Source organism: Ochrobactrum sp. C6C9 (genome assembly GCF_022627935.1).
Taxonomy (GTDB): Bacteria; Pseudomonadota; Alphaproteobacteria; order Rhizobiales; family Rhizobiaceae; genus Brucella; species Brucella teleogrylli.
Genome location: NZ_JABXGB010000008.1, coordinates 122,316 through 147,081, shown reverse-complemented (window position 1 = coordinate 147,081; position 24,766 = coordinate 122,316). Strand labels below are relative to the sequence as shown.

Here is a 24,766-nt window from a genome sequence, read left to right as displayed (position 1 = left end):
CAGCGGTGCTAAGGGGTTCTCATCGTCAGGGTCATGCGCTTTCGCAGCTCCTTTCCTTTACGACGGCTGCTTTATCCAACAATCAAATTGATTGTTCCAACGAATGTTTCTAATGTCATTCTTCAAAAATAGTGATGGATAGCGCCCATGAGCACGCCTCTGGATCTCGATCAGTTACAAACCTTCATCGCGATAGCCGATACGGGCAGTTTCACACGCGCTGCCGATGCGATTTTCAAGACGCAATCGGCGGTTTCCATGCAGATGCGGCGGCTTGAGGAACGGATCGGAAAGCCGCTCTTCGAGCGGGACGGGCGCTCCAATCGCCTGACCGAGGATGGCGACCGGCTGCTTCTCTATGCGCGGCGGATGATGCAGCTGAATGGGGAGACCATTGCGGCCTTTGACGATACGCAACTGGAGGGCCATGTGCGTATCGGGACGCCTGATGATTATGCCGACCGCTTCCTGCCGGAAATCATGGCGCGTTTTGCGCGCTCCAATCCGCGTGTTGAGCTTTCCGTCGTCTGCGAGCCGACCGTCAATCTGGACGAAATGATTCGTCGCGGCACGCTGGATATTGCGCTGGTCACCCAGTGCGACGACAAGCGCCGCTCGGAAGTGGTGCGCACCGAGCCGCTTCTCTGGGTCACGTCGGCCAATCATGCTGTGCATGAGGAAGCCGTGCTGCCGCTTGCGGTGGGGCGACCGACTTGCATCTGGCGTCATGCGGCAATCGAAGTGCTGGAAGCGGCGAAACGCGATTATCGCATCATCATCACGAGCTGGTCGGCGACGGTTTCTGCCGCTGCGGTTCTCTCCGGGCTTGCCGTTTCGGTGCTGCCGGAATGTGCGTTGCGCCCTGGCATGCGGGTGCTGGGTGAGGCCGATGGTTTCGGGCGGTTGCCGGAATTTGGCATTGGCATCATGCGCGGCCACAACAAGCAGAATGCGGTGGTGGATGCGCTGGCGCAGCACATCATCGAAAGTCTTGACAATATTTCATCGCCCCAGCCGGGAGGCATTGTTGGCGCGATGAGTTCGCCGGAAATCTCGCCTTTTCCGGCGGTCCGCACGCGCAGGGTGCGGGCCAATGAGTTGTTGCCGGGCTGGTGAGGCCCGTTGATAAGCATGAGATGATTTTCTACGCGACTTCTTGACCAGCCGTATCGGCTGATGGCCTATGATGGGATGAGCATGGGTTCCGATTCGAGTTTTACCGGCGCATCGTCGAATGTCGCCGAGTATAGCGTTTCCGAGATTTCCGGCGCTTTGAAGCGCACGGTCGAGGATGTGTTCGGCCATGTGCGCGTGCGGGGAGAAATCTCCGGTTATCGCGGACCGCATTCGTCCGGTCATGCCTATTTCGCCTTGAAGGACGACCGCTCGCGGCTGGAAGCCGTGATCTGGCGCGGTTCCATGGGCCGCCTGCGTTTTCGTCCCGAAGAAGGCATGGAGGTTATCGCCACCGGCAAGCTGACCACCTATCCGGGATCGTCAAAATATCAGATCGTCATCGAGCAGATGGAACCGGCGGGCGCCGGTGCGCTGATGGCGCTTCTGGAAGAACGCAAGCGCCGCCTTGCGGCGGAAGGCCTGTTCGATCCGGCGGTCAAGCAGCTCCTGCCCTTCATGCCGCGTGTGATCGGCGTGGTGACATCGCCGACAGGCGCCGTCATCCGCGATATTATTCACCGCATTTCAGATCGCTACCCGCTGCATGTCATCGTCTGGCCGGTGCGCGTGCAGGGCGAGACGAGCGGTCTGGAAGTGGCCACTGCCGTGGACGGCTTCAATGCCTTGCCGGAAGATGGCGCGATTCCGCGTCCCGATGTGCTGATCGTGGCGCGTGGCGGCGGTAGTCTGGAAGATCTCTGGGGCTTCAATGACGAAGTTGTCGTGCGCGCCGTGGCGGCGTCGCATATTCCGGTGATTTCTGCGGTCGGCCACGAAACCGACTGGACGCTGATCGATCTTGCCGCTGATGTGCGCGCACCGACCCCGACAGGCGCTGCCGAAATGGCCGTGCCGGTCAGGGCCGATTTGCAGGCAACGCTTGCCGGACAATCGGCGCGGTTGGCCTCGGCCATGTCGCGCTTCATCGACCTCAAGCGGCAGGCGCATCGCGCGGCTGCGCGCGCTCTGCCTTCCGCCGATCAGTTGCTGGCCTTGCCCCGCCGGCGTTTTGACGAATCCGCCTCGCGCCTGACGCGGGCGCTGTTCGTCAACACGCAGAAGAAGAGGGTGCATTTCGAAGGGCGCGCCCGTCAATTGTCGCCGCGCCTGTTGCAGCGCCGTTTCGTGGAACAGCAACGCACCATGTCGCTGCTCGGTCAGCGACTGCCGCGTGCGCTGGAAGCCTTTTTGCGGGAACGCCGCACGGCGCTCTCGCATCGTGGCGACCGGCTGGTCCCGGAACCGATCTTGCGGCGCACCCGCCTTGCCACATCGACCGTCGAGCAACTGGATCGCAGGCGCGATCAGGCGGTGCGCCTTTTGATCGAGCGCGCCAAACGGCGCGGACAGGAACTGGAACGCCTGATGCGCACCCTGTCTTACGAAAGTGTGCTGGACCGTGGCTTTGCCATCGTGTTCGATGCGGACGGTCATCCGGTCAAGCAGGCGGCAGGCGTGGCGGCGGGCGATGCGCTGTCGGTTCGTTTCCGTGACGGTGAAGTGGCGGTGGTTGCTGATGGCGGTGCAGAGGACGAATCGGCAGCCAAACCGGGCGCACCGAAAAAGCCTGCATCGGCTCGCTCCGGCGGGCAGGGATCGCTATTTTAGCAACACTCGCAATGTCTTGAACGCCGAATTGGGAAGCCGAGTGCAAGCTCCGCTGTTCTCTTAAGGCTGGCTTAAGCTTGGCCTTTTCTTTCTCGCACATCCGAAATGATGAGCACAATTCGGGCAGGGCGAACCGCGTTTCTGCCGTGATGCGTGTCAAACGAAGAGTTCAAGGATGTCGCGTAAAAACTCCCAGGACGCCGCATTTTCCGGCTTGAAGGCGGCGGTGTTCAACCGCCGAAGCTTTCTGATTGGTGCAAGCGCTGTTGCGCTGTCAGGCTGTGTTTCGACTGCCCAGCCGCCGCTGCCGGCAAAGCCGGTCAATAAGCCCGTTGCGCCGTCGCAGCCCGTGCCGCTCATGTATCAGGCCATGCCGGAAGAGCAGTTTCCACTGCCTGCCGTCGATATCAGTAAGGTCGATCAGAAATTCTGGCGGCAGGAAGTTGATTATCCGACGAGCGAGACTAAGGGCACCGTCATCGTCGATACGCCGAACAAATATCTCTATCACGTGCTCGGCAATGGGCGGGCGATGCGCTATGGCATCGGCGTCGGTCGTGACGGCTTTGCCTGGGCGGGCCGTGCCGTCATCGCTTACAAGCGCCAGTGGCCGCGCTGGACGCCGCCGGATGAGATGGTTGCCCGCCAGCCAGCACTCCAGCCCTACAGCATTGCCAATGGCGGTATGCCCCCCGGCCTCAAGAACCCGCTGGGCGCGCGCGCCATGTATATCCATAAGGATGGCCGCGATACACTATATCGTATCCACGGGTCGCCCGAAGCATGGAGCATCGGCAAGGCCGTCTCTTCCGGCTGTATCCGTATGCTCAATCAGGATGTAATCGACCTTTATAACAATGTGCGCGATGGCAGCACGATTGTCGTGATCCCCGATCCGACAAAGGGTCAGCAGGTCACGAGCTAACCTCGGAGCACATCCCGAAAATGAAAAGGGCGCGAAAAACGCGCTCTTTTTCATGTGTGGTTTTCTGCCGGACTGAAGCTCAATAAGCATATTCCAGGAAGATCGGCTCGACGGAACCGGCCCAGATGCTGTTATAGGCTTTCAGCATACGCTCGGCATCGGTAATGCCAGCGGCGACGATTTCTTCCAGTGGCGCCAGGAAGTGGGTTTCGTCAAAACCGTCCGAGTTGAGCTTGTTGCGGTTCTTCAGGCCAAGACGCGAAATCTTCAGCGTTTCGCGGGCGATGCCTTCCAGCGGCTTGCCACGGAATGTTGCGGTGAGCGCCTTGGTGGGCACTTCGTTGCGCAGCGCCAGAACCTCTTCATAGGTCCAGTCCTTGGTCAGCATTTCCGCTGCCGTCAGCGCTTCTTCGTCATAGAGCAGGCCGACCCAATAGGCGGGCAGGGCGCAGATACGTCGCCATGGGCCGCCGTCCGCACCGCGCATTTCGAGGAAGCGCTTGAGGCGAACTTCCGGGAACAGCGTCGAGAGATGGTTGGTCCAGTCGCCCATATTCGGCACCGGATCGCTGACTTCACCCTTCAACGCGCCGTTCATGAACTGGCGGAACGTGACATGGGTGCAATCGTGATAACGGCCATCGCGCAGGATGAAATACATCGGAATATCGAGCGCCCAGTCGACATAATCGGCAAAGCCGAAATTTTCCGAGAAGACAAAGGGTAGCACACCGGCGCGCTGGTTGTCGGTATCACGCCAGATGTTCGAGCGCCATGACAGGAGACCGTTCGGTTTGCCCTCGGTGAAGGGCGAACTGGAAAACAGCGCCGTGGCGACCGATTGCAGTTTCATCGAAACCTGCATCTTGCGGCGCATGTCGCGTTCGGAGCTGAAATCGAGATTAACCTGAATGGTTGAGGTCCGGTACATCATGTCCAGACCTTCCTTGCCAACCTTCGGCATGTAGTTGGTCATGATCTTGTAGCGCGACTTCGGCATGACCGGCGTTTCGGCCAGCGTCCATTTCGGGCTGCCGCCGACGCCGAGAAAACGAATGCCCAGAGGCTCGGCGATTTCACCCACCTGGCTCAGATGCGCGTTCATTTCGCGGCAGGTCTGGTGAATGGTCGTAAGCGGTGCGCCGGAAAGCTCGAACTGGCCGCCCGGCTCCAGCGAAATTGCGCCCTGTCCGGTCGGCTCGACAAGGCCGATAATGTTGCCTTCGTCCATGATCGGCTCCCAGCCGAGCATGGCCTGCATGCCTTCCAGAATGGCCTTGATGCCGCGCGGTCCCGCATAGGGAACAGGGCTGTTGTCAGCGGTATAGAAAGGGAATTTTTCGTGCTCGGTGCCGATGCGCCAGGCATCCTTGGGTTTGTTGCCCCCGGCAAGATAGATCGCGAGTTCTTCAACGCCCGTCAGTGCCGTTTCGTCAGTCGTATCGCGCGCCATACAGTCTATCCCTGGTCGTATTTCAGCTTGTCAGCGTGATTGGACAAATTTGTCAAATCACGCAAGTCAATTTCATTGAACGATCGATTTAGAGAACATCATGCCGCATTTCTCCAGTCGCCGAGAACGGCCTGTACCAGAGCCATGGCGGCAACGGCTGCGGTATCCGCCCGCAAAATGCGAGGGCCGAGCGGAATGGCCGTCACGAAGGGCAGACGGTGCAGCACTTGCCGCTCTTCTTCCGAAAATCCGCCTTCCGGGCCGATCAGAAGCCCCGTTGGTCCGGTCTTCAAACCTTGCAGAATGCTCAACGGATCGTCCGATTCGTGACCCTCATCACAAAAGATCAGACGGCGCGACGGGTCCCACTGGTCGATAAAGCGGTCGAAGCGCACCGCGTCGCGGCATTCGGGTATGGCAAGCACACCGCATTGCTCGGCAGCCTCAATGGCATTGGCCTTTATCTTGTCGGTGCTGAGTTTCGGCACTTGCGTGTGCTGGGTGACGACCGGCTGCAAGACGCCAGCGCCCATTTCAACGGCCTTCTGCACCATATAATCAAGGCGGCCCTGTTTCAGCGGCGCGAAACAATAGACGAGATCGCTTGGCGCTGGCTGCGGGCGGGTCTCCTCAACAGGTACGAGCAGAACACGCTTCTTGCCTTCCGGCTTTAGCCAGGCCTTCCATTCACCGTCGCGCCCGTTGAAGACGAGAACTTCATCGCCTTCTTTCAGGCGCAGCACGTGAATGAGATAATGGGCAGCCTGCGGCGCAGCCTCCACCGGCGTTTCCGGGGCGAGGTCGTCCTCGATGTAAAGTCGTTGCATTCTGTAATTTGCGCGCATGATCGCATCGATGGCAGAGGGCAAGCCTGCCGGTCAAGCGCTTTGTGTGGCAGTTCTGCCAGCCTGCCGATTGAAAACCGCTCTCACATAACAAATGGCTTACACAAACAATTGATGGGAAATGGCTGGCGGTTGAATCTAATTAGATTGTATCCATATAGGTATGAAGCTATCTATTTGAATGGAATTGAAGTGATGAAACAAGCTTGGGTCGAATTCGCGCCGCTTCTTGCAAGCACCGCCAGAGGATGGCGGAAAGCCTTTGATGCGGCCATGGCGGAGCATGGACTTTCCGATGCGAAAGCTGTTCCTCTGATGACCCTCTTGCGGCATGGCGATCTGATCCCCCAGGGGGTGCTGGCCGAACGGGTCGGCATCGAGGGGGCGACGATCGTTCGTGTCGTCGATGAGCTGGAGAAGGATGGCCTGATCCTGCGCGTCGCCGACGATGCCGACCGTCGCGTCAAACTCATCCAGTTGACCGAAGACGGCCGCGCCCTTGCCACCAAAGTGGAAAAGTCTGCGGCCCGTCTTCGGACGCAGTTCTTAAGCGATTTCGACGCCGAACAGGTCGATGTCGCCATGGAAGTGTTGCGCAGGCTGAACGAGAAATTCCTGAACATCTGAACCAACCACACTGCCTTCGAAAAACAATGACCAAGCTTGCCGAAACAACCCCGAAATTCTGGGACGTCGTCTTTTCCCTAAAGACGTTCGCCGCCGGTATGCTTGCCTTGTGGATTGCGCTGATGGCCAATCTGCCAAATCCATACTGGTCGATTGCCGCCGTTTATATCGTCGCGCATCCGCTTTCGGGGGCCACCACATCCAAGGGCATCTATCGTCTGATCGGCACGATCATCGGCGGTGCGGTGACGATTCTTTTCGTGCCACATCTGATCAATTCGCCGGAAATCCTGACCGTCGCCATCGGCGTGTGGATGGGCGTCTGTCTGGCGATCAGCCTGCTTGACGGCACGCCGCGCAGCTATCTCTTCATGCTCGCCGGTTATACGGTGGCGATTGCAAGTTTTGCCGTGGTTTCCGTTCCTGAAACCACCTTTGATTATGCGCTTGGCCGCGTCGAGGAAATTGCCATTGGCATTGTCTGCGCGGCGCTGGTCAATCGCCTCGTCTTTCCGCGCCACAGCGGGCCGGTTCTGGTCGGTCGCATCGACAACTGGCTGCGTGAGGGGTCACGGCTTGCCGTCGCCACCATGCGCGGCGAGGGCGCCAGCCCGCAATTTCTGCGCGACCGTCAGCGTCTGGCATCCGACGCGCTGGAACTGCGCAACCTGACCACCCATGTGGCCTATGACACCTCGTCCATTCGTGGCGTTGGAACCATGCTGCATGTGCTGCAACAGCGCATGGTGGCCGTGCTGCCGATCATATCCAGCCTGCACGATGTCATCGTGCTGAAGCCGGGTGAAGGCGAAAAGCCTTGGCATCCGGCTGTCCAGCAGCTTCTTGATGAAGCTTGCAACTGGCTCGAAAGCGGCGAAAATCTCAGCGAAGAGCGCCGCGCCGTTCTGTTGAAGCTGATCGACGAGATCGAGCGTCACGGCAAGGACGCCTCCAGCTGGGGTGAGCTTCTGCCGTTCAACGTGGCTGCGCGTGTCCGCGATCTGGTCCAGATCTGGAGCGATTGCATAACGCTGCGTCAGGATATCGTATCCGGTGCGAAGCGCGGCCATGCGCTGCGCTGGCGCCGTTACGACGCCCATCTAAAAGGGCGTCCCGCGCACCGCGATTATGGCATGGCGTTTCTGTCGGGCTTCTCGGCCTTTCTCGCAACCAGTGTTGCAACGGCTTTCTGGATCGCCACCGGCTGGTCACAGGGCAGTGCAGCCGCAATGATGGCAGGCATCTTCTGCTGTATCTTTGCGACGATGGACGACCCCGTGCCGGTGATGCGAAAGTTCAACTGGCTGTTGATGATCGTGATCGCAGCCGCTTTCATCTTCGAATTCGCGCTGCTGCCGCTGGTGGACGGTTTCTTCCCGCTGGCTTTGGTGCTGGGTCTGTTTCTGGTGCCTGCCGGTGTGCTTCTGGCAATTCCGTCGCAGTTTCTGCTGGGCATGGTGCTCTGTGTGAACCTGCCCAACATGCTCATGCTGCAAAGCCACGCCACGTCGGATTTCGTCACTTTTGCCAATGCCAATCTGGCAACGGTTGTCGGTATCGTCATTGCTGCGGTGATCACGTCTATCGTGCGCTCGGTCGGTGCCGAATGGAGCGTGCGGCGTCTGGTCGAGGCTGGCTGGCGCGATATTGTGGCGGCAACCGAACGCGGACCAAGCCGTCATCGCCGCCAGCATATGAACCGCCTGTTGCTGCGCATGATTGACCGCATCGGCATGATGACGCCGCGTCTGGCGCTGATCCCATCGGCGGATGTCGCCAAGGTCGATCTGCTGCGCGACCTGCGCAACGGGATGAATACCATCGACCTGCAACAATATCGCGCCAAGTTGCCCGAGCCCTGCCGCGAGGCGGTGGATGCGGTGCTGGACGGTGTCGGCGCGCATTATCGGGCTTTGTCCAAAGGCGGGCCGAACGGCCTGTCGCGTCAGGGCATCGACGAACAATTGCTCACCGCCATCGACAAGGCGATAGCGGTGATCATCGAAAGCGGCTCGCCAGCCGTTGCCCGCCGTCCGCGGCTCGCACTGGTGGCGCTGCGTTTCAACCTGTTTCCCAAGGCGCCGCCTTTTGCTTTGCCACCGCGCCCGCAATTGGAGCTGCCGCAAGCCGCCTGACCAACAGCAGCTTGAAGACTGAATGTGAACGATCATGAGACCTGAACTCGATATATACGGGATTTATATCCCGACCCTGGGCGTGCTGGCGCTTGGCGCCTATGTCCTCAATACGATCATGCAACGCCTTTTGGCGCGCGTGCGTTTCTACCGTTTTGTGTGGCACCGGCCCTTGTTCGATGCCGCCATGTATTTCTGCATTCTTGGCGCTGCCGCCATTATCTTGAACGGAATAGACTGATGAAAAAGCTCTTCGCACATACTGGCCGGGTTTTTCTCACCCTCGTCATGGTCACAATGGCGGGGCTGCTGGGCTGGCATCTCTGGGATTATTACATGAATGCGCCGTGGACACGCGATGGCAAGATCCTTGCCGATGTGGTGCGCGTTGCACCGGACGTGTCGGGTCTGGTGAGCGAAGTTCTCGTTCGCGACAACCAGACCGTCAAAAAAGGCGATGTGATTTTCCGCATCGATCAGGCGCGTTACAAGCTGGCGCTGCAAACGGCGGAGGCCAAGGTCGACAGCAGCAAGGCTGCGCTCGACATGGCCAATCGCGATCTCGTCCGTTATCGCCAGCTCAACGACACGACTGTGACCCGCCAGAAGCTGGAACAGGTTGAAACGACAGCCATGCAGGCCGAGGCGGCTTACCGTCAGGCCGGTCTGGACCGTGATCTGGCCGCGCTCAATCTGGATCGGTCTTCGGTCAAGGCGACGGTCAATGGCGTCATCACCAACTTTTCGCTGCAGCCGGGCGACTATGTCACCGCAGGTTCTGCCGTAACGGCGCTGGTGGATACGGATTCCTATTATGTCTCGGGCTATTTCGAAGAAAACAAGCTTGAGCGTATCAAGCTCGGCGATCCGGTGGTGGTCGATATCATGGGCAGCCACGTGCAGCTCAAGGGCAAGGTCGAAGGCATTGCCGGTGGCATCGAGGATCGCGAGCGCACCGCAACGACAAGCCTGCTTGCCAATGTCACGCCGACTTTCAACTGGGTGCGTCTTGCGCAGCGTGTGCCGGTGCGCGTCAAGCTTGAGGACGTGCCGGATGGCGTGCACCTCGTGGCGGGCCGGACCGTCAGCGTGTCGGTCGTCGAATAATCGACGTCCAATCGATCAAAGGCCCGGCTGTTGTCCGGGCCTTTTTCGTGTTAGCCAATGGCAAAGAATTTTCGAGGCTTGGTTATGCGGGTATTGGTCGTCCAGAATTATGATGGTGCGGGGCTCGGACAGATTGAGCCCGTCCTGAAAGAAGCCGGTTATGCGATTGATTTGCGCCTTCCCTACAATGGCGATGCGCTGCCCGCTGATGATACCGACCACAAGGCGCTTATTGTGCTGGGCGGCGAGCAGAATGCGCTGGCCGATGCCGAATTTGCCTATTTCCCGCATCTGCTCGATCTCATTCGTGGCTTTGGTGACAGGGACAAGGCGGTGCTTGGCATCTGCCTCGGCAGCCAGCTTGTGGCGCGCGCCTATGGCGGCGACAATATCCTCGACCGTCCGATGGAGTTCGGCTGGCAGGAAGTGCGCCTGACCGAAGAGGGCCTGAACGATGAGGTCTTATCGACGGCAGGCAGAGCGTTTCCGATCTTCCATTGGCACCGCGATACGTTCACGCTGCCAAAAGGTGCCGTGCATATGGCGCAAAGCGACATGACGCAGAATCAGGCCTACCGGATCGGACGGGCGGTCTATGGAACCCAGTTCCATTTCGAAGCCGATACCGCGCTCGTCAAACAGTGGAATGCCCAACTCGCCCACGAAATCGAAGATTTTGCGCCGGGCTGGGACAAGGCGTTTGCGCAACTTGCCGAGAGCGTTGGCCGCTCCTCAGACAGAGCGGGCGCGGCACTCGCCAAAGCCTGGATCGACCAGATTTAAACCCAACATTAACCTTGCGGATAGACTTCGCGTTGCTGCTTTGCCACATGCTGTGAGCAATGCGTTGTTTTGTGAAAAAAGCGCGGTGAACGACGCCGCCGTTCAGTTGCAGGTAACTTTTATCGGGTGTAACTGAACGCCGTCTCCCGGGCAATGATCGGTCGGGCAGGGCTTCACGCCATGCTCGCAACGGCGGCTCGTTTTATCGAATTTCATCCGGCAACCGTCGAAAGAGTTCCCGAATATGACCGCCAAGCATGCCGCCCTTCTTACCGTCCTGATGGTCTCCGCGATCGTGTTCATGGCTGTCGGCATCTTCACCGTCGATGCCGGTAACACCATGGTTTCGAGCGATGGTTACGGAATTTCCAGCGCTCATTAATTCGCTTCGATGAAGCGCTTTTCCGCGCCATCGATTGCGATTGCCGAGAGCAGGCCGCTCTTCCAGGCATAGGTGTCGAGATTGACGCGGTTGGGCTGAACATCGACCGCGCCTTGCGGCGTATGCCCATGGATGATCACCTTTGCGAGGGGACCGGTCCATTTCAAAAACAAAGTGCGTATCCAGATGAGGTCGTCCGGGTCCTGCTCTTCAAGCGGGACAACGGGGTTGACGCCTGCGTGGCAGAAAAAGAAGTCCCCGAACGACAGCCAGCGCGGCATCGAGCGTATGAAATCGACATGCGCTTGCGGTACGGCTTTCACCAGAGCCTCGTGTCCGCGCCGGGCTTTGTCCGGATCGGAAAAATCGAGTTCCACGCCATAGGAGCGCCCGGTCTCCACGCCGCCATGCAGAGCGAAGATGCCTGCCGTGTCGCCGGTGGCGAGATAATTGAGAAAGCCTTCGTCGTGATTGCCGAGAAGAGACAGGATGCGCGGATCGTGCGCAGCCGCCTCGATGAGAAAATCGAGCACTTCCTTGGATTGCGGTCCCCGGTCGATGTAATCGCCGAGATGGATGATGCGCCAGTCATGGACGGGGCGATGGTCGAGATCGGCGCGGATTAATCCGTGCATATCCTGCAACAGATCGAAGCGCCCATGCACGTCGCCAATGGCATAAAGGCGAATGTTCTGCGGGCCGCATGCATCCTTGAAAACCACACCAGTCATTCGCCGTCGTCCTTCACTTCCTTCACCGCATTGGTGCCCGCCCGCTGGCGGAAGCGCAGCTGCGACACGCGCTCGCGTTCTTCGTTCAGTTCGCGGTCATGGGTGGCCTGCTCGACGAAGCGGATATGCTTCTGCACCGCTTCACGGGCGGCCTGCGGGTTGCCAGCCATCACCGCGTCATAGATAGCGCGATGCTGCGAAAGGAACATGTCGGCGACGCCCGGATAGCTGTAGATGAGGCTGCGGTTGTAAAACACGCCATCCTTCAACAGCTGGTAGCAGGAGCGCAAAGTGTGCAACAGCACGATGTTGTGCGCGGCTTCGCCGACCGCATTGTGCAGCTCGACATCAAGCCGCGCTTCGGTGTCGAAATCGCTCGCGCCATGGGCCGTCTCCATCGCATGCATGATTTCCGTCAAAAGCGCCTTGTCGGCGGGTGTGGCACGCAACGCCGCATATTCGGCGGCGATGCTTTCGATCTCGCGGCGATATTCGAGATAGTCTGCGGTCGCCTTGCGGTGGTCGGCAAAAAGCTTGACTACGGGCGCGCTGAAGACCTGCCCGATCACATCGGCGACAAATGTTCCGCCACCATGGCGGGAGGTCAAAAGGCCAGCCGTTTCAAGGCGCTTCAAGGCATCGCGCAGGATGGGCCGGGAAATGTCGAACTGGCGTGCCAGTTCGCGTTCGCCTGGCAGACGGTCGCCGCCGCGCAGAACGCCCTCCAGAATGAGCGTCTCGATCTGGTATACGACGTCGTCCGCTGTGCGGCTCGCCTGTATGCGGGAAAAAATCGTTTCGGCCATGCCGTTCAAGCCCTCTGCGTATCGGCGGCAAGGTAGCCGCAAGGGACGGACCCGGCAACGGAATATAGAGCTTTTCCAGCAAAAGTGCGAAGCGGTTTGCGTCTGGAAATGCGTAAAAATAAATACTTAGAGCGGTTCCGACGATTCCGTCAAAACAGGAACCGCTCTATTGAAAATAAAGCCCGACTGGTGATCCAGCCGGGCTTTATGATGCTGGAAAAAAGGGGTTTTAAGCCTTTTTGCGCTTGCGCGTCGCAACCAGCACAAACAGACCGGCGACAACGCCATACATCGCCCATTTGAACGGCAACGCATCAGCCGTTTCGCTGCGGATCGGCAGCACGGTCACAGTGCCGGGGCGGCTTTCGACGCCGGATTTACCTTCGGCCTTGGCCTGTTCGATCTGTTGCGGGGACACGACCCATTCCGCACCGCGGGACTTGTCGTAGAACATGAAGCCGCAGCCGACGACAACGGCAACGATGATAGCGAGAATGAAGCGGATCGGAGTGTTCATTATCTTTCCTCAAAAGTCGGAACGATACGGCCAGCATGATGGGAGTTCATGCCGCACCGTATTTATATGCACGCTTTCTAATGCGCAGCGTTTCATAGTCGGCAAAAGACTTGATGTCTATTTTTGAGATGCGCCCTGTGGAGAACTGCCGCTCTCCCAATAGGGAACGGGCCCGTAAAGGTCGGCAAGATAGTCGATGAACAGGCGCACCTTGGCAGGCAGGAACTGTTTCGACGGATAGACCGCGTGAATGGCCACGTTGCGCGATGCGGTATAGTCGGGCAGCACCTGCACAAGCTTGCCCGCGGCCAGTTCAGGGCCGATATCCCAGGTGGAGCGCTGGGCAATGCCGAGACCGGCCAGCACGGCCTCGCGCACCATTTCGCTGGAATTGGTCTGGAGTGGTCCGACCGGGCGAATGACAATCGGGCCTTTCGGCCCTTCCAGCCGCCAAGGATCATTGTTGTGCGGCGCAAGGCAGATATGGGCCTGCAAATCTTCGATGGTCTCAGGCGTGCCGCGTTCCGCGATATAACCGGGCGATGCGACAAGCAATCGGCGGACCGGCGCCAGCCTGCGGGCCACAAGGGTCGAATCCGACAATTCACCGATGCGGATGGCGAGATCATAACCGTCGCCGACAATATCGACCATTTCGTCGGTCAATTGCATATTGACGGTCAGGTCGGCATTGGCGCGCATGAAAGGCACCAGATAGGGGGCGATATGCATGCGCCCGAAGGTCGTGGGAGCCGAGATTTTCAGCGTGCCGCGCGCATCCGCCGAGCGGCGCGCGACGAAAGCTTCCGCTTCCTCGATATTGGAAAGAATGGCCAGCACGCGCTCATGATAGCCCTGACCAGCCTCGGTCAGCGCGATTTGCCGCGTGGTGCGTTGCAGGAGCCGGGTGCCGAGGCGCTCTTCCAGACGACCGAGACGCTTGGAAACCACGGCAGGCGACAGGCCGAGATCGCGAGCCGCCGCCGACATGCTGCCGGTTGCGACCACGCGGGCAAAGATTTCCATATCGGCCAGACTGCTGCTCATCATGATCGTCTGATCCCCCGAATTGCCCTGCGCTTCAATTGCATCTAGCCCAGCGTTGCAAGGCTCCGCAAGCAATTATGCCACAGCGTGAAAACTGTTATGCGAAAGGTGCAAGTGGTAAAAATGATTTACCACTTGACGAATGCGGCGCAGGGTGCACTGTGCATGTTAGAGCTATTCCAGAAAAGATCGGGTCTGTCCATCTCGGTTGGCGTGGCGTTAAAACAGCGCGTTACGACCGTTCCGGTTCTCAAGCGAGGATGAAAACCGGGGCGGCATTTGAAGGCTGGCGGCACCTTGACGAAGAGGGTCTGCCCAGCGGCGGAGGAGCAAATGAGCGGATTGATTATGCCGGAGCCGGATGCGTCCGTCATGCAGCGGCGCGGGCAGATCGTGGATGATCTGCGCGATATCGTACCGGGCGAGGGCGTGGTCGATACGGTCAATGCGATGCGTGTGTTCGAGAGCGACGGCCTGACGGCGCATCGTTCGCTGCCGCTGGTGGTTGTGCTGCCGGAAACGGTCGATCAGGTCTCACAAGTTCTGCGTTATTGCCACGAGAATGGCATTCGCGTCGTGCCGCGCGGTGCGGGCACATCGCTGTCGGGCGGTTCCATGCCCTTGCAGGATGCGGTGCTGCTCGGCATGTCGCGCTTCAACCGCATTCTCGAAATCGATTATCCCAACCGTGTCGCCGTGGTGCAGCCGGGCGTGACCAATCTCGGCATTACCAAAGCCGTTGAGCATGAGGGCTTTTATTATGCGCCCGATCCGTCGTCGCAGATTGCCTGCTCGATTGGCGGCAACGTGGCGGAAAACGCCGGTGGCGTGCATTGCCTGAAATATGGCCTGACAGCGAATAATGTTCTGGGCATCGAGATGGTGCTGATCACCGGCGAGGTGTTGCGCCTCGGCGGCAAGCATCTCGACAGCGAGGGCTATGATCTTTTGGGTCTGATGACCGGCTCGGAAGGACTGCTGGGCGTGGTGACGGAAATCACCGTGCGTATCCTGCAAAAGCCGGAAACGGCGCGCGCCGTCATGGTCGGCTTTCCATCCAGCGAGCAGGCCGGCCAGTGTGTGGCCGATATTATCGGCGCAGGCATAATTCCCGGCGGCATGGAAATGATGGACCGACCCGCCATCAAGGCGGCGGAGGATTTTGTGCGCGTTGGCTATCCGCTCGACGTGGAAGCGCTGTTGATCGTCGAACTCGACGGCCCGCCGGTCGAGGTCGATCACCTGATCGGACGGGTTGAGGCGCTCGCACTGCGCAATGGTTCCACGACCTGCATTCTGTCGCAGTCGGAAGAGCAGCGTCTGGCTTTCTGGGCCGGGCGCAAGGCAGCTTTCCCGGCGGTGGGGCGCATTTCGCCCGACTATCTATGCATGGATGGAACCATTCCGCGCAAGGAACTGCCGCGTGTCCTGTCGGGCATGCGCGACTTGTCCGAGAAATACGGATTGCGGGTGGCCAATGTGTTCCACGCAGGCGACGGCAATCTGCATCCGCTGATCCTCTATGATGCGAATATCCCCGGTGAACTGGAAGCAGCCGAAAATTTCGGCGCAGATATTTTGCGGCTCTGCGTGAAAGTTGGCGGTGTTCTCACCGGCGAACATGGCGTCGGCATTGAAAAACGCGATCTGATGCCGGAAATGTTCAATGACATCGATCTCGACCAGCAGATGCGCGTCAAATGTGCTTTCGACGCCAAGCATCTGCTCAATCCGGGCAAGGTGTTTCCGCAATTGCGCCGCTGCGCCGAGCTTGGTCGCATGCATGTGCATCGCGGCGAGCTGGCCTTCCCGGATGTTCCCCGATTCTGAGTTGTGGTTTTGATCATGAGCGATGCAAATATTCTAAAGCCGCAGGATGAGGCGGGCGTTCTGGATGCGGTGCAGGACGCGCTGGCCAGCTCCACCCCGCTGGAAATTATCGGCCATGGCTCCAAGCGCGGCATTGGACACAGGGTCGATGCGGGCCGCGTGCTCGACGTGTCGCAGCTTACGGGCGTGACCCTGTACGAGCCGGACGAACTGGTGCTCTCGGCAAAGGCCGGAACGCCGATGGTCGAGATTGAAAAGCTTCTGGCCGACAACAATCAGTGCTTCCATTTTGAACCGATGGATTACGGTCCTTTGCTGTCGGGCGAGCGCGGTCGCGGCACGATCGGCGGCGCGCTGGCTGCCAATCTGTCTGGTCCGCGCCGTCTCAAGGCGGGTGCTGCGCGCGATCATGTGCTTGGCGTGCGCGTTGTGTCGGGACGGGGCGAATTGTTCAAGTCCGGCGGTCGCGTGGTCAAGAATGTGACGGGTTATGATCTGTCCAAGGGCATGGCCAATTCCTGGGGCACGCTGGGCGTCGCCACCGAGGTGACGTTCAAGGTTCTGCCGAAGCCGGAAACGGCGGCCACGCTTGTCGTGCGCGGGCTGACCGACGAACAGGCGGCGCGTGTCATGGCCATGGCTATGGGATCGCGCGAGGAGGTCGCTTCGGCAGCACATTTGCCGCCGACGGTTGCCAATCGCTTCCTTGATGGAAAGCTCGGCTGGGAAGCGGCGACCGTGTTGCGGCTTGAGGGCTTTGCGCCTTCGGTCGAGCATCGCAGCCGCCAATTGCAGGCATTGCTCCGCCAGTCCGGCATGGTGGAAGCGCTCGACGGGGCGCAATCGCAGCAGCTCTGGCGCGAAGTGCGCGATGTCCTGCCTTATGCCAATGCGGGCGACAATCGTGCTGTATGGCGTGTTTCGATGACGCCGATGCAGGGCTGGCAGATGGTGGACGAGTTCCGTCGTCATGCAGGCGTCGATGCCTATTATGACTGGCAAGGCGGCTTGATCTGGATGCGGATGGAGGCCGACCCGGAAGCGCAGATCTTGCGCAAGCTGATCGCCAGACATGGCGGCGGGCATGCGACGCTGGTGCGCGCGCCGGAGGCGATCCGCGCCGGTGTTGACGTTTTCGAACCGCAGCCAACAGCACTTGCGGCCTTGTCGCAGCGGTTGAAGCAGCAATTCGATCCGGAAAATATTCTCAATCCGGGCCGCATGCATTCTCATCAGGTTGGAGCGTGACACGATGCAAACCCATTTCAGCCCCGACCAGCTGCTCGACGCGAGCGTTCAGGAATCGGAAAAAATCCTGCGCAAATGCGTGCATTGCGGCTTCTGCACGGCCACATGCCCGACCTATGTGACGCTGGGCAATGAACTCGACAGCCCACGAGGGCGCATTTATCTGATCAAGGACATGCTGGAAAACGGGCGTCCTGCGGATGAGGAAGTCGTGCGCCATGTCGACCGCTGCCTGTCGTGCCTTTCCTGCATGACGACCTGTCCTTCAGGCGTCAATTATATGCATCTGGTCGATCATGCCCGCGCGCATATCGAGAAAACCTTCAAGCGCCCGTTCATGAACCGCTTTCTGCGTGGTGTTCTGGCGCAGGTTCTGCCTTATCCGGGCCGGTTCCGCGCAGCGCTGAAACTGGCAAAGCTCGGCAAGCCGTTTGCGCCGCTTTTGCGCAAGAGCGACGCCCTGAAACCCATGGCGGCGATGCTTGATCTCGCGCCGCAAAGCCTGCCAGCGGCGGTTCCCGTCGAAACCATCAGCGCCGCCAAGGGCGAAAAGCGCGGTCGGGTGGCAATTCTCAACGGCTGTGCGCAGCCTGTGCTCAATCCGGGTATCAATGCCGCCACCTTGCGACTTCTCAACCGCTTCGGCATCGAAGTGGTGACACCGAAGGGCGAAGGGTGCTGCGGTTCGCTGGTTCACCATATGGGCCGCGAGGAGCAGGCGCTGGAACAGGCGCGGCACAATGTCGATGTCTGGATGCGCGAGATCGAGGCGGGCGGTCTCGACGCGATCATCGTCACGGCGTCCGGCTGCGGCACGACGATCAAGGATTATGGGTACATGTTGCGGCTCGATCCGGCCTATCAGGACAAGGCTGCGCGGGTTTCGGCGCTGGCAAAGGATATCACCGAATATCTGACCGTCATCGACCTGCCGGAACCCGATGCGCCGCAGCCACTGACGGTCGCCTATCACTCGGCCTGCTCGATGCAGCATGGGCAGAAAATTGTGCGGCAGCCTAAAGACCTGCTCTCAAAAGCGGGCTTTACGGTGAAGGAACCGCTGGAAGGGCATCTGTGCTGCGGATCGGCTGGCACCTACAACATCATGCAGCCGGAGATTGCCGCCAAGCTGCGCGACCGCAAGGTGAAGAATATCGAGGCAACGGGTGCGGCTCTGATCGCAACCGGCAATATCGGCTGCATGACCCAGATCGCCACCGGCAGCAAGTTGCCGATTGTCCACACGGTGGAGCTGATCGACTGGGCCTATGGCGGGCCGAAGCCGGTCGCTCTCTCAGGCTCCCGTCTTCACTGACGCGGCATAGTGCAACGGAAAGCCCTTGAAGCTTTTCGTTTCTTTCAGAACGAAGGTCGTCTGCATTTCCTTGATACGCGGCAGGCGGCGGAGTGTGGACATGGCGAAATCGGCATAGGTGTCGAGATCGCGTGAGACCACCTGCAGCAGAAAGTCGGCATCGCCAGCGATGCTGTAGCAGGTGATCACGTCGTCGAGGTCCATCAGCTCGGCGGCGAACTGTTCCGCCTCCAACTCGCTGTGACTGTCGATCTTGATCCGCACGAAGGCCATGACGCCAAGACCGATTGCCTTGCGATTGAGATTGGCGCGATAGCCGTCGATCACGCCATCGTCTTCCAGCTTGCGCATCTTGCGCCAACTGGGGGAGGTGGACATGCCGACCTGATCGGCCAGCGCCTGATTGGTCAGGCGACCGTCTTCCTGCAAAGCTTCGAGAATGCGAATATCGGACGGTTCCAGCATGCTCATAAAATCTACCTGAATTATAGTAAGTTTGGGTAGAAGCTACCTTATCATGATCATAATCAGGTAAGAAAGGCAGGATCGCCCCGGAGATGCGGTGTATTTCTCAGACAGAAACACCAAAATTCTGGAGCCATCATGCAGGAAGATCTGCGTCTCGCCGTTATCGTCAACCCTGATCTGGCGCAGGGCCTTTTAGCAAATACGGTCGCGGCCATCTCAATCGGACTTGGTGCGCAGCTGCCGCAAGTTGCGGCGCGGCAACTGGTTGATCGCTCAGGCGTCGCCATCGACATCAGCTCCGACCGTCCTGTGCCGATCCTGCAAGCGGACGCGGAAACGATCCGGTCGATCCTGTTGAAAGCGGCTGCACATGAAGACAGGGAAGCGGTTGTGGCCTTTCCAGCCTTCGCGCGGGCAATGCATGTCTATGCAGAATATGAAACCACGTTTCCGAACCGCGATCTTGCCGCCGAGGTCATTGATGGGGTGGGGATCGCCGGTCCCGCCAAATGGGTCCGCTCACTGACCGGTAGTCTGAAATTATTGCGATAGAAAAAGCCGGGCAGGTGCCCGGCTTTTTGTTCGAATGCTTTGGATCAGCCCGCAGAGAACGTGGCCGGGTTCGGGCCGATACGGCCATCGGTCTTGTCCAGCTTGGTGATGGCATCGTGATCGGTGCCATTGAGGCTGAAATCGAAGACCTCGAAATTTTCCTTGATGCGCGCGGGCGTGACCGACTTCGGAATGACGATATTGCCGGTCTCGATATGCCAGCGCAGGATAACCTGCGCGACAGACTTGCCGTGTTTCGCGGCAATCGCCTTCAGCTTTTCGTCCTCCAGAATCTTGCCCTGCCCAAGCGGGCTCCAGGCTTCCGTGGCGATGTTGTGCTTGCCATGGAACAGGCGCAGCTCGTCCTGCTGGAACTGCGGATGCAGCTCGATCTGGTTGAGAACCGGCGTGACGCCGCTTTCCTTGAGAATGCGTTCAAGATCGGCGGTGCGGAAGTTCGACACGCCAATGGACTTCACGAGGCCCTCTTCCTTCAGCTTGATGAAGGCGCGCCATGTTTCCATGAACAGGTCTTTGGAAGGCATCGGCCAATGGATCAGATAGAGATCCACATAATCGGTGCCGAGCTTTTTCAGGCTGGTCGCAAACGCTTTCAGCGTCGACTCATAGCCCTGCTCGCTGTTCCAGAGTTTGGTCGTCAGGAAGATGTCGCCGCGTGCAATGCCCGAAGTGTTGATGGCTTTGCCAACGCCTTCTTCATTGCCATAGATCGCGGCAGTGTCGATGTGCCGGTAGCCCGCTTTCAGTGCTTCGCTGACCGCTGTAACCGCTTCATCATTGCCCACCTGCCAGACACCGTAACCGAGCTGCGGAATATGGTTGCCGTCATTCAGTTTTACGGTCGGTACGGTCATGAACTATCCTTTCCCTCCATCAAAATACGGCACCGGCTCATATCCGGTACAACCGCATTTCTGGCCGCCCTCTGGCGGCTCCGTCCATATTTTCTCAAATCATCACTGGCAGCATATGGGTGTTCGCGGGAAAAGCAAAAGCCTTTTCAGGTCGTTTTGCGACTTGTTGCAGGCTCTTTTCCTCAAATAATCCAACGTTTCAGAATTATGAATGGAAAAAGCCGCCCTGCGGACAGGGCGGCTTTGTTCAACTGTAAAACTGTTCCGCAACGGGTCAGCGAACCACGACGCGGGCGCCGATGGGAACCCGTTCGTAGAGATCGGTCACATCCTCGTTGCGCATGCGGATGCAGCCGGAAGACATGGCCTTGCCGATGGTCCATGGCTGGTTGGTGCCGTGAATACGGTAAAGCGTGGAACCGAGATAAAGGGCGCGTGCGCCAAGCGGATTGTTGACACCGCCATCCATGCGCGCAGGCAGGATGCGGCCCTTCTTGCGCTCGCGGGCGATCATTTCCTTCGGCGGCGTCCAGCTTGGCCATTCGGCCTTGCGGCTGATGCGCTGCGAACCTTTCCAGCTAAAGCCCTGCTTGCCGACGCCGACGCCATAACGCATCGCCGTGCCGCCGGATTCGACCAGATAGAGAAAGCGCTTGCCTGTATCGATGACGATGGTGCCGGGCTTTTCCTTGCCGGAATAGGAAACGCTCTGCGGCAGATAGGCCGGGTCGATCTGGCGCTTGGCCGGTGCCGTGGCCGGGTTTTGCGCCGGGCGCTGGTACGAAACCTGACGATAGCTCGATTTCTGCTTCTGGCGTTGCTTGACCGTTGTGCGGCGCACGGGCTGCTGGACGGTGCCGTCTGGCATCTGGCGCACGCGAGCAGGCTGGCCGTGCAGCTGCGCTACCCAAGGCGCGGACAGATCGGGACTGACTGCGACCGGCGGCAGGGTTGCATAACGTTCACTGGCGAAGGCCATGCCGGTGCTGACGACGGAAACGGCAATCGCCGCGAGCGATCCGATCAAAAGAAGATGACGTGGTTTCATGGTCCAGATCCGTCCCTCTTTGCGCCATCATCCGGGTTTCTTCACCTGTCTGGGTTCATTGGCGCGGTTGCCTGGCTGCACCTCCTGACATGCCCTGTCAGGAGAACAACGTTCAATTTCATGACGGGATTGTGCGCCCCAATGGAATCGTAAAGGTAAATTTCGGTCGCGTGTTCTGCCTGCCTGAAGCTCTAAGTAGAGTTGTGGTTAGCGTCGGGTTGCGTCACATGTTTAATGATCGATGAAGCTGTGCGCATGTCCCCGAAAAGTGGGAAACAGTTTTCGGATAGTGTCGTGAGCTAAGAAAATGGAGGCGGGAAAATGAGTGATGTTGCCGAGGTCAAGACAGGTTTGATCGTCAGCGAGGATGGCAAGACCCGCTGCTTCTGGCCGGGCGTCTTGCCGGATTATCTCGCCTATCATGATAATGAATGGGGCGTGCCGGTCTCCGACGATTTCCGGTTGTTCGAGAAGATATGCCTTGAAGGTTTCCAGTCGGGGCTGTCGTGGCTGACGATTTTGCGCAAGCGCGAAAATTTCCGCACGGCATTCGACGGCTTCGATTTCCACCGCGTTGCACAATATGACGAAAAAGACGTGGAACGCCTGCTCGCCGACAAGGGTATCGTGCGCCATCGCGGCAAGATCGAATCGACCATCAACAATGCAAACCGCGCCATTGAACTGGTCGCGGAAAAGGGCTCGCTAGCGGCCTATTTCTGGTCGTTCGAGCCGGGTGCGGCGGACCGCCCCGCCGTGGTCGATTATCCGACGCTGGTGGCCAATCCGAAAACCGATACATCCATCCGCATCTCCAAGGATTTGAAAAAGCGCGGCTGGTCCTTCGTCGGGCCGACAACGGTTTATGCCTTCATGCAGGCCATGGGTCTGGTCAACGACCACATCGAAGGCTGCCACTGCCGTGCCCAAATAGAAAAACTGCGGCAGGCATTCAAGCGGCCCCAATAAGCTACGCGCCAAGAAACAGGGATTGCTAAGGAGCAGTCTTTCTGCCAGAAAAACGCGCTTGTTCGGAGATTGGCTATGGATTTGACATCGCTCATTGCTTTCGCGGGTATTCTGGTCGTTGCTGCGGGCACGCCGGGGCCGAATGTCGGCGCATTGGTTGCGCGTGTCATCAGCCGTGGGCATAAGGGCGTCTTTCCATTCATGTTTGGCCTCTGGCTCGGCGATGCCGTGTGGCTGTCGCTTGCCGTCTGGGGCCTGTCCGCTCTCGCCAACAGCTTCCACACCGCGTTTCTGGTGCTGAAATATGCGGGCGTGGCCTATCTGATCTATCTGTCGTGGAAAATGTGGACCGCCCCGGTCAATGAAGAAGCGGATGAAAACGCCATTCCGCGCGAGGGTGAAGGGCGCAAGCTTTTTCTCAGTGCACTTGCCGTCACGCTCGGCAATCCGAAGATCATGGTCTTTTACATCGCCATTCTGCCGACGGTCGTGAATATCAACCACGTTTCGCTTGTCGGCTGGGCAGAACTGCTGGCTGTCATGTTTGTCGTGCTGGCGGCAGTAGACACCGCATGGGTGGTGCTGGCCGCGCAGGCCCGGCGCGTTTTGCGCAGCCCGCGCATGATGCGCATTGCCAATAGAACCAGCGCTGGCGTGATGGCGGGCGCTGCCGTCGCCATTGCCGCACGCTGAACACGCTTCCCGCACTTGCCGCAACGGACTTGATCGGTTAGGAAACCGGCAACGGGTTTGCTGCCGGTTTTTCCGGCATGTATTGTATATATTTAGCGATCAGGCAGGAAAAATGGCCGATAAAGCGGACAAGATGAAGGCGCGGCTGCCGCGCGGGTTTGTCGATCGGGTTCCGGACGACTTGCGCGCCGCCGAAAAGATGATGGCGACGATCCGCGAAGTCTATGACCTCTATGGCTTTGAGCCGGTGGAAACGCCGCTGGTGGAATATACCGACGCGCTCGGAAAGTTCCTACCGGATCAGGACCGTCCGAATGAAGGTGTGTTTTCCTTTCAGGATGACGATGAGCAGTGGCTGTCGCTGCGCTACGATCTGACCGCGCCGCTGGCGCGCTATGTCGCCGAAAATTTCGAGCAGCTGCCGAAGCCTTATCGCAGCTATCGCAATGGCTGGGTGTTCCGCAATGAGAAGCCGGGCCCGGGCCGCTTCCGTCAGTTCATGCAGTTCGACGCCGACACGGTTGGCGCGCCGAACGTCTCTGCCGATGCCGAAATGTGCATGATGATGGCCGACACACTGGAGCGCCTTGGCATTCGTCGTGGCGACTATGCGATCCGCGTCAACAACCGCAAGGTTCTGGACGGTGTGCTGGATGCCATCGGCCTTGAAGGCGAGGGCAATGCTGCCAAGCGCCTGAACGTGCTGCGCGCCATAGACAAGCTCGACAAGTTCGGCCCGGAGGGCGTGCGCCTTCTGCTCGGCAAGGGTCGCCTCGACGAAAGCGGCGATTTTACCAAGGGTGCTGAACTTAGCCCTGCTGCAATTGAAAAGGTGCTGGCCTTTACCGCCGCCGGTGGTACGACCGGAGCCGATACGATTGCCAATCTGCGCGCCGTCGTTGCAGGCAATGCCAAGGGCGAAGAAGGTGTCACCGAACTCTCCGACATGCAGGCGCTGTTCTCGGCAGGCGGCTATGATGGCCGCGTGAAGATCGACCCGTCCGTGGTGCGCGGTCTTGAATATTACACCGGCCCGGTTTTCGAAGCCGAACTTCTGTTCGACGTGACCAATGAAGACGGCCAGAAGGTCGTGTTCGGTTCGGTTGGCGGCGGTGGTCGTTATGACGGCCTCGTGTCGCGTTTCCGTGGCGAGCCGGTTCCGGCGACGGGCTTCTCCATCGGCGTTTCGCGCCTGATGACGGCGCTGAAAAACCTCGGCAAGCTGGATGTGTCGGATGTCGTCGGCCCGGTCGTCGTGCTGGTGATGGACAAGGACACGGAAAGCCTCGGTCGTTATCAGAAGATGGTCTCCGATCTGCGGCAGCAGGGCATCCGCGCTGAAATGTATGTCGGCGGTTCCGGCATGAAGGCGCAGATGAAATATGCCGACCGTCGCGATGCGCCATGCGTGATCATTCAGGGCTCGCAGGAGCGCGAAGCCGGTGAAGTGCAGATCAAGGATCTGGTCGAGGGCAAGCGCCTTTCCGCCGAGATTGAGGACAATGTGACCTGGCGCGAGAGCCGTCCGGCGCAGATCACCGTCAAGGAAGACGGACTGGTCGAAGCGGTTCGGGAAATTCTCAGCAGTCAGGCGCAGGACCGCGCTCAAGCCGCAAAGTGATCGGA

Annotated in this window: 25 protein-coding genes; 16 read left to right on the top strand and 9 right to left on the bottom strand. The window is 59.2% G+C overall.

The features are described from left to right. Window positions 1-147: 147 nt before the first annotated feature. From HWD97_RS08770 to HWD97_RS08760, 3 genes are all read left to right on the top strand, one after another. A complete protein-coding gene (locus HWD97_RS08770; protein WP_109367828.1) occupies window positions 148-1,116 on the top strand; it encodes a LysR substrate-binding domain-containing protein in 969 nt (322 codons plus the stop codon). A gap of 81 nt (window positions 1,117-1,197) precedes the next feature. Continuing rightward, on the top strand, window positions 1,198-2,784 hold the full coding sequence (xseA, locus tag HWD97_RS08765) for an exodeoxyribonuclease VII large subunit (protein WP_121538903.1): 1,587 nt from the start codon (window positions 1,198-1,200) through the stop codon (window positions 2,782-2,784). A gap of 175 nt (window positions 2,785-2,959) precedes the next feature. Continuing rightward, a complete protein-coding gene (locus HWD97_RS08760) occupies window positions 2,960-3,709 on the top strand; it encodes a L,D-transpeptidase (protein ID WP_109367826.1) in 750 nt (249 codons plus the stop codon). A gap of 79 nt (window positions 3,710-3,788) precedes the next feature. Here the strand turns inward: HWD97_RS08760 and HWD97_RS08755 are convergent, their stop codons facing one another. After that, complete coding sequence (locus tag HWD97_RS08755) at window positions 3,789-5,162, bottom strand: glutamate--cysteine ligase (RefSeq protein WP_371834944.1); 1,374 nt, start codon at window positions 5,160-5,162, stop codon at window positions 3,789-3,791. 98 nt (window positions 5,163-5,260) lie between these two features. Beyond that, a complete protein-coding gene (locus HWD97_RS08750; RefSeq protein WP_121538911.1) occupies window positions 5,261-6,007 on the bottom strand; it encodes a 16S rRNA (uracil(1498)-N(3))-methyltransferase in 747 nt (248 codons plus the stop codon). Window positions 6,008-6,202: 195 nt separating this feature from the next. Here HWD97_RS08750 and HWD97_RS08745 point away from each other — a divergent pair, with 195 nt between their 5' ends. The 6 genes from HWD97_RS08745 (at window position 6,203) to HWD97_RS08720 (ending at window position 11,041) form a co-directional block, all read left to right on the top strand. Further along, the gene (locus HWD97_RS08745; RefSeq protein WP_109367824.1) at window positions 6,203-6,634 is read left to right on the top strand and encodes a MarR family winged helix-turn-helix transcriptional regulator; all 432 of its coding nucleotides are present in this window, start codon (window positions 6,203-6,205) and stop codon (window positions 6,632-6,634) included. 26 nt (window positions 6,635-6,660) lie between these two features. Continuing rightward, a complete protein-coding gene (locus HWD97_RS08740) occupies window positions 6,661-8,769 on the top strand; it encodes an FUSC family protein (protein WP_121538904.1) in 2,109 nt (702 codons plus the stop codon). Window positions 8,770-8,803: 34 nt separating this feature from the next. Then, window positions 8,804-9,010: a DUF1656 domain-containing protein gene (locus HWD97_RS08735; RefSeq protein WP_078338977.1), complete on the top strand. Its 207-nt coding sequence runs from the start codon at window positions 8,804-8,806 to the stop codon at window positions 9,008-9,010. Further along, window positions 9,010-9,876, top strand: coding sequence for an HlyD family secretion protein (locus HWD97_RS08730; RefSeq protein WP_109367822.1), 867 nt, complete (start codon window positions 9,010-9,012; stop codon window positions 9,874-9,876). The genes HWD97_RS08735 and HWD97_RS08730 overlap by 1 nt, the downstream gene beginning before the upstream one ends. An 84-nt stretch (window positions 9,877-9,960) precedes the next feature. Next, window positions 9,961-10,659: a type 1 glutamine amidotransferase gene (locus tag HWD97_RS08725; RefSeq protein WP_371834943.1), complete on the top strand. Its 699-nt coding sequence runs from the start codon at window positions 9,961-9,963 to the stop codon at window positions 10,657-10,659. Window positions 10,660-10,903: 244 nt separating this feature from the next. After that, complete coding sequence (locus tag HWD97_RS08720; protein WP_167836115.1) at window positions 10,904-11,041, top strand: hypothetical protein; 138 nt, start codon at window positions 10,904-10,906, stop codon at window positions 11,039-11,041. Here the strand turns inward: HWD97_RS08720 and HWD97_RS08715 are convergent. From HWD97_RS08715 to HWD97_RS08700, 4 genes are all read right to left on the bottom strand, one after another. After that, on the bottom strand, window positions 11,038-11,772 hold the full coding sequence (locus HWD97_RS08715; RefSeq protein ID WP_109367820.1) for a metallophosphoesterase: 735 nt from the start codon (window positions 11,770-11,772) through the stop codon (window positions 11,038-11,040). The genes HWD97_RS08720 and HWD97_RS08715 overlap by 4 nt on opposite strands. Then, window positions 11,769-12,578 (bottom strand): FCD domain-containing protein, encoded by an 810-nt coding sequence (locus HWD97_RS08710; RefSeq protein ID WP_109367819.1) that lies wholly within the window; start codon window positions 12,576-12,578, stop codon window positions 11,769-11,771. Before HWD97_RS08710 ends, HWD97_RS08715 begins: the two co-directional genes overlap by 4 nt. Before the next feature lie 229 nt (window positions 12,579-12,807). Then, the gene (locus tag HWD97_RS08705) at window positions 12,808-13,095 is read right to left on the bottom strand and encodes a hypothetical protein (RefSeq protein WP_109367818.1); all 288 of its coding nucleotides are present in this window, start codon (window positions 13,093-13,095) and stop codon (window positions 12,808-12,810) included. Window positions 13,096-13,212: 117 nt separating this feature from the next. After that, the gene (locus HWD97_RS08700) at window positions 13,213-14,142 is read right to left on the bottom strand and encodes a LysR family transcriptional regulator (protein WP_109368038.1); all 930 of its coding nucleotides are present in this window, start codon (window positions 14,140-14,142) and stop codon (window positions 13,213-13,215) included. A gap of 333 nt (window positions 14,143-14,475) precedes the next feature. Here HWD97_RS08700 and HWD97_RS08695 point away from each other — a divergent pair, with 333 nt between their 5' ends. The 3 genes from HWD97_RS08695 to glcF are packed head-to-tail and all read left to right on the top strand — an operon-like array spanning window position 14,476 to window position 18,535. Next, the gene (locus HWD97_RS08695; protein WP_109367817.1) at window positions 14,476-15,972 is read left to right on the top strand and encodes an FAD-linked oxidase C-terminal domain-containing protein; all 1,497 of its coding nucleotides are present in this window, start codon (window positions 14,476-14,478) and stop codon (window positions 15,970-15,972) included. Window positions 15,973-15,987: 15 nt separating this feature from the next. Then, window positions 15,988-17,220, top strand: coding sequence for a glycolate oxidase subunit GlcE (gene glcE, locus HWD97_RS08690; protein ID WP_109367816.1), 1,233 nt, complete (start codon window positions 15,988-15,990; stop codon window positions 17,218-17,220). Between the two features lie 4 nt (window positions 17,221-17,224). Further along, window positions 17,225-18,535: a glycolate oxidase subunit GlcF gene (gene glcF / locus HWD97_RS08685; RefSeq protein ID WP_109367815.1), complete on the top strand. Its 1,311-nt coding sequence runs from the start codon at window positions 17,225-17,227 to the stop codon at window positions 18,533-18,535. On the opposite strand, the gene HWD97_RS08680 is transcribed toward glcF, so the two are convergent. Next, entirely contained in the window at window positions 18,515-19,006 is a 492-nt protein-coding gene (locus HWD97_RS08680; RefSeq protein ID WP_109367814.1) for an Lrp/AsnC family transcriptional regulator, read from the bottom strand. The two genes, glcF and HWD97_RS08680, sit on opposite strands and share 21 nt — an antisense overlap. A gap of 132 nt (window positions 19,007-19,138) precedes the next feature. Here HWD97_RS08680 and HWD97_RS08675 point away from each other — a divergent pair, with 132 nt between their 5' ends. Next, window positions 19,139-19,555 (top strand): DUF2000 domain-containing protein, encoded by a 417-nt coding sequence (locus tag HWD97_RS08675; protein ID WP_109367813.1) that lies wholly within the window; start codon window positions 19,139-19,141, stop codon window positions 19,553-19,555. 44 nt (window positions 19,556-19,599) lie between these two features. Here HWD97_RS08675 and HWD97_RS08670 read toward each other — a convergent pair whose 3' ends face one another. Together HWD97_RS08670 and HWD97_RS08665 are read right to left on the bottom strand one after the other, a co-directional pair. Next, a complete protein-coding gene (locus HWD97_RS08670; RefSeq protein WP_109367812.1) occupies window positions 19,600-20,430 on the bottom strand; it encodes an aldo/keto reductase in 831 nt (276 codons plus the stop codon). 274 nt (window positions 20,431-20,704) lie between these two features. Continuing rightward, on the bottom strand, window positions 20,705-21,478 hold the full coding sequence (locus tag HWD97_RS08665; protein WP_121538905.1) for a L,D-transpeptidase: 774 nt from the start codon (window positions 21,476-21,478) through the stop codon (window positions 20,705-20,707). 321 nt (window positions 21,479-21,799) lie between these two features. Here HWD97_RS08665 and HWD97_RS08660 point away from each other — a divergent pair, with 321 nt between their 5' ends. From HWD97_RS08660 to hisS, 3 genes are all read left to right on the top strand, one after another. Then, window positions 21,800-22,447 carry a DNA-3-methyladenine glycosylase I gene (locus tag HWD97_RS08660; protein ID WP_109367810.1) on the top strand — a complete coding sequence of 216 codons (648 nt, stop codon included), beginning with the start codon at window positions 21,800-21,802 and terminating at the stop codon, window positions 22,445-22,447. A 75-nt stretch (window positions 22,448-22,522) separates the two neighbouring features. Continuing rightward, a complete protein-coding gene (locus tag HWD97_RS08655; protein WP_109367809.1) occupies window positions 22,523-23,140 on the top strand; it encodes a LysE family translocator in 618 nt (205 codons plus the stop codon). Window positions 23,141-23,252: 112 nt separating this feature from the next. Then, complete coding sequence (gene hisS, locus HWD97_RS08650; RefSeq protein WP_109367808.1) at window positions 23,253-24,761, top strand: histidine--tRNA ligase; 1,509 nt, start codon at window positions 23,253-23,255, stop codon at window positions 24,759-24,761. Window positions 24,762-24,766 lie beyond the last annotated feature (5 nt).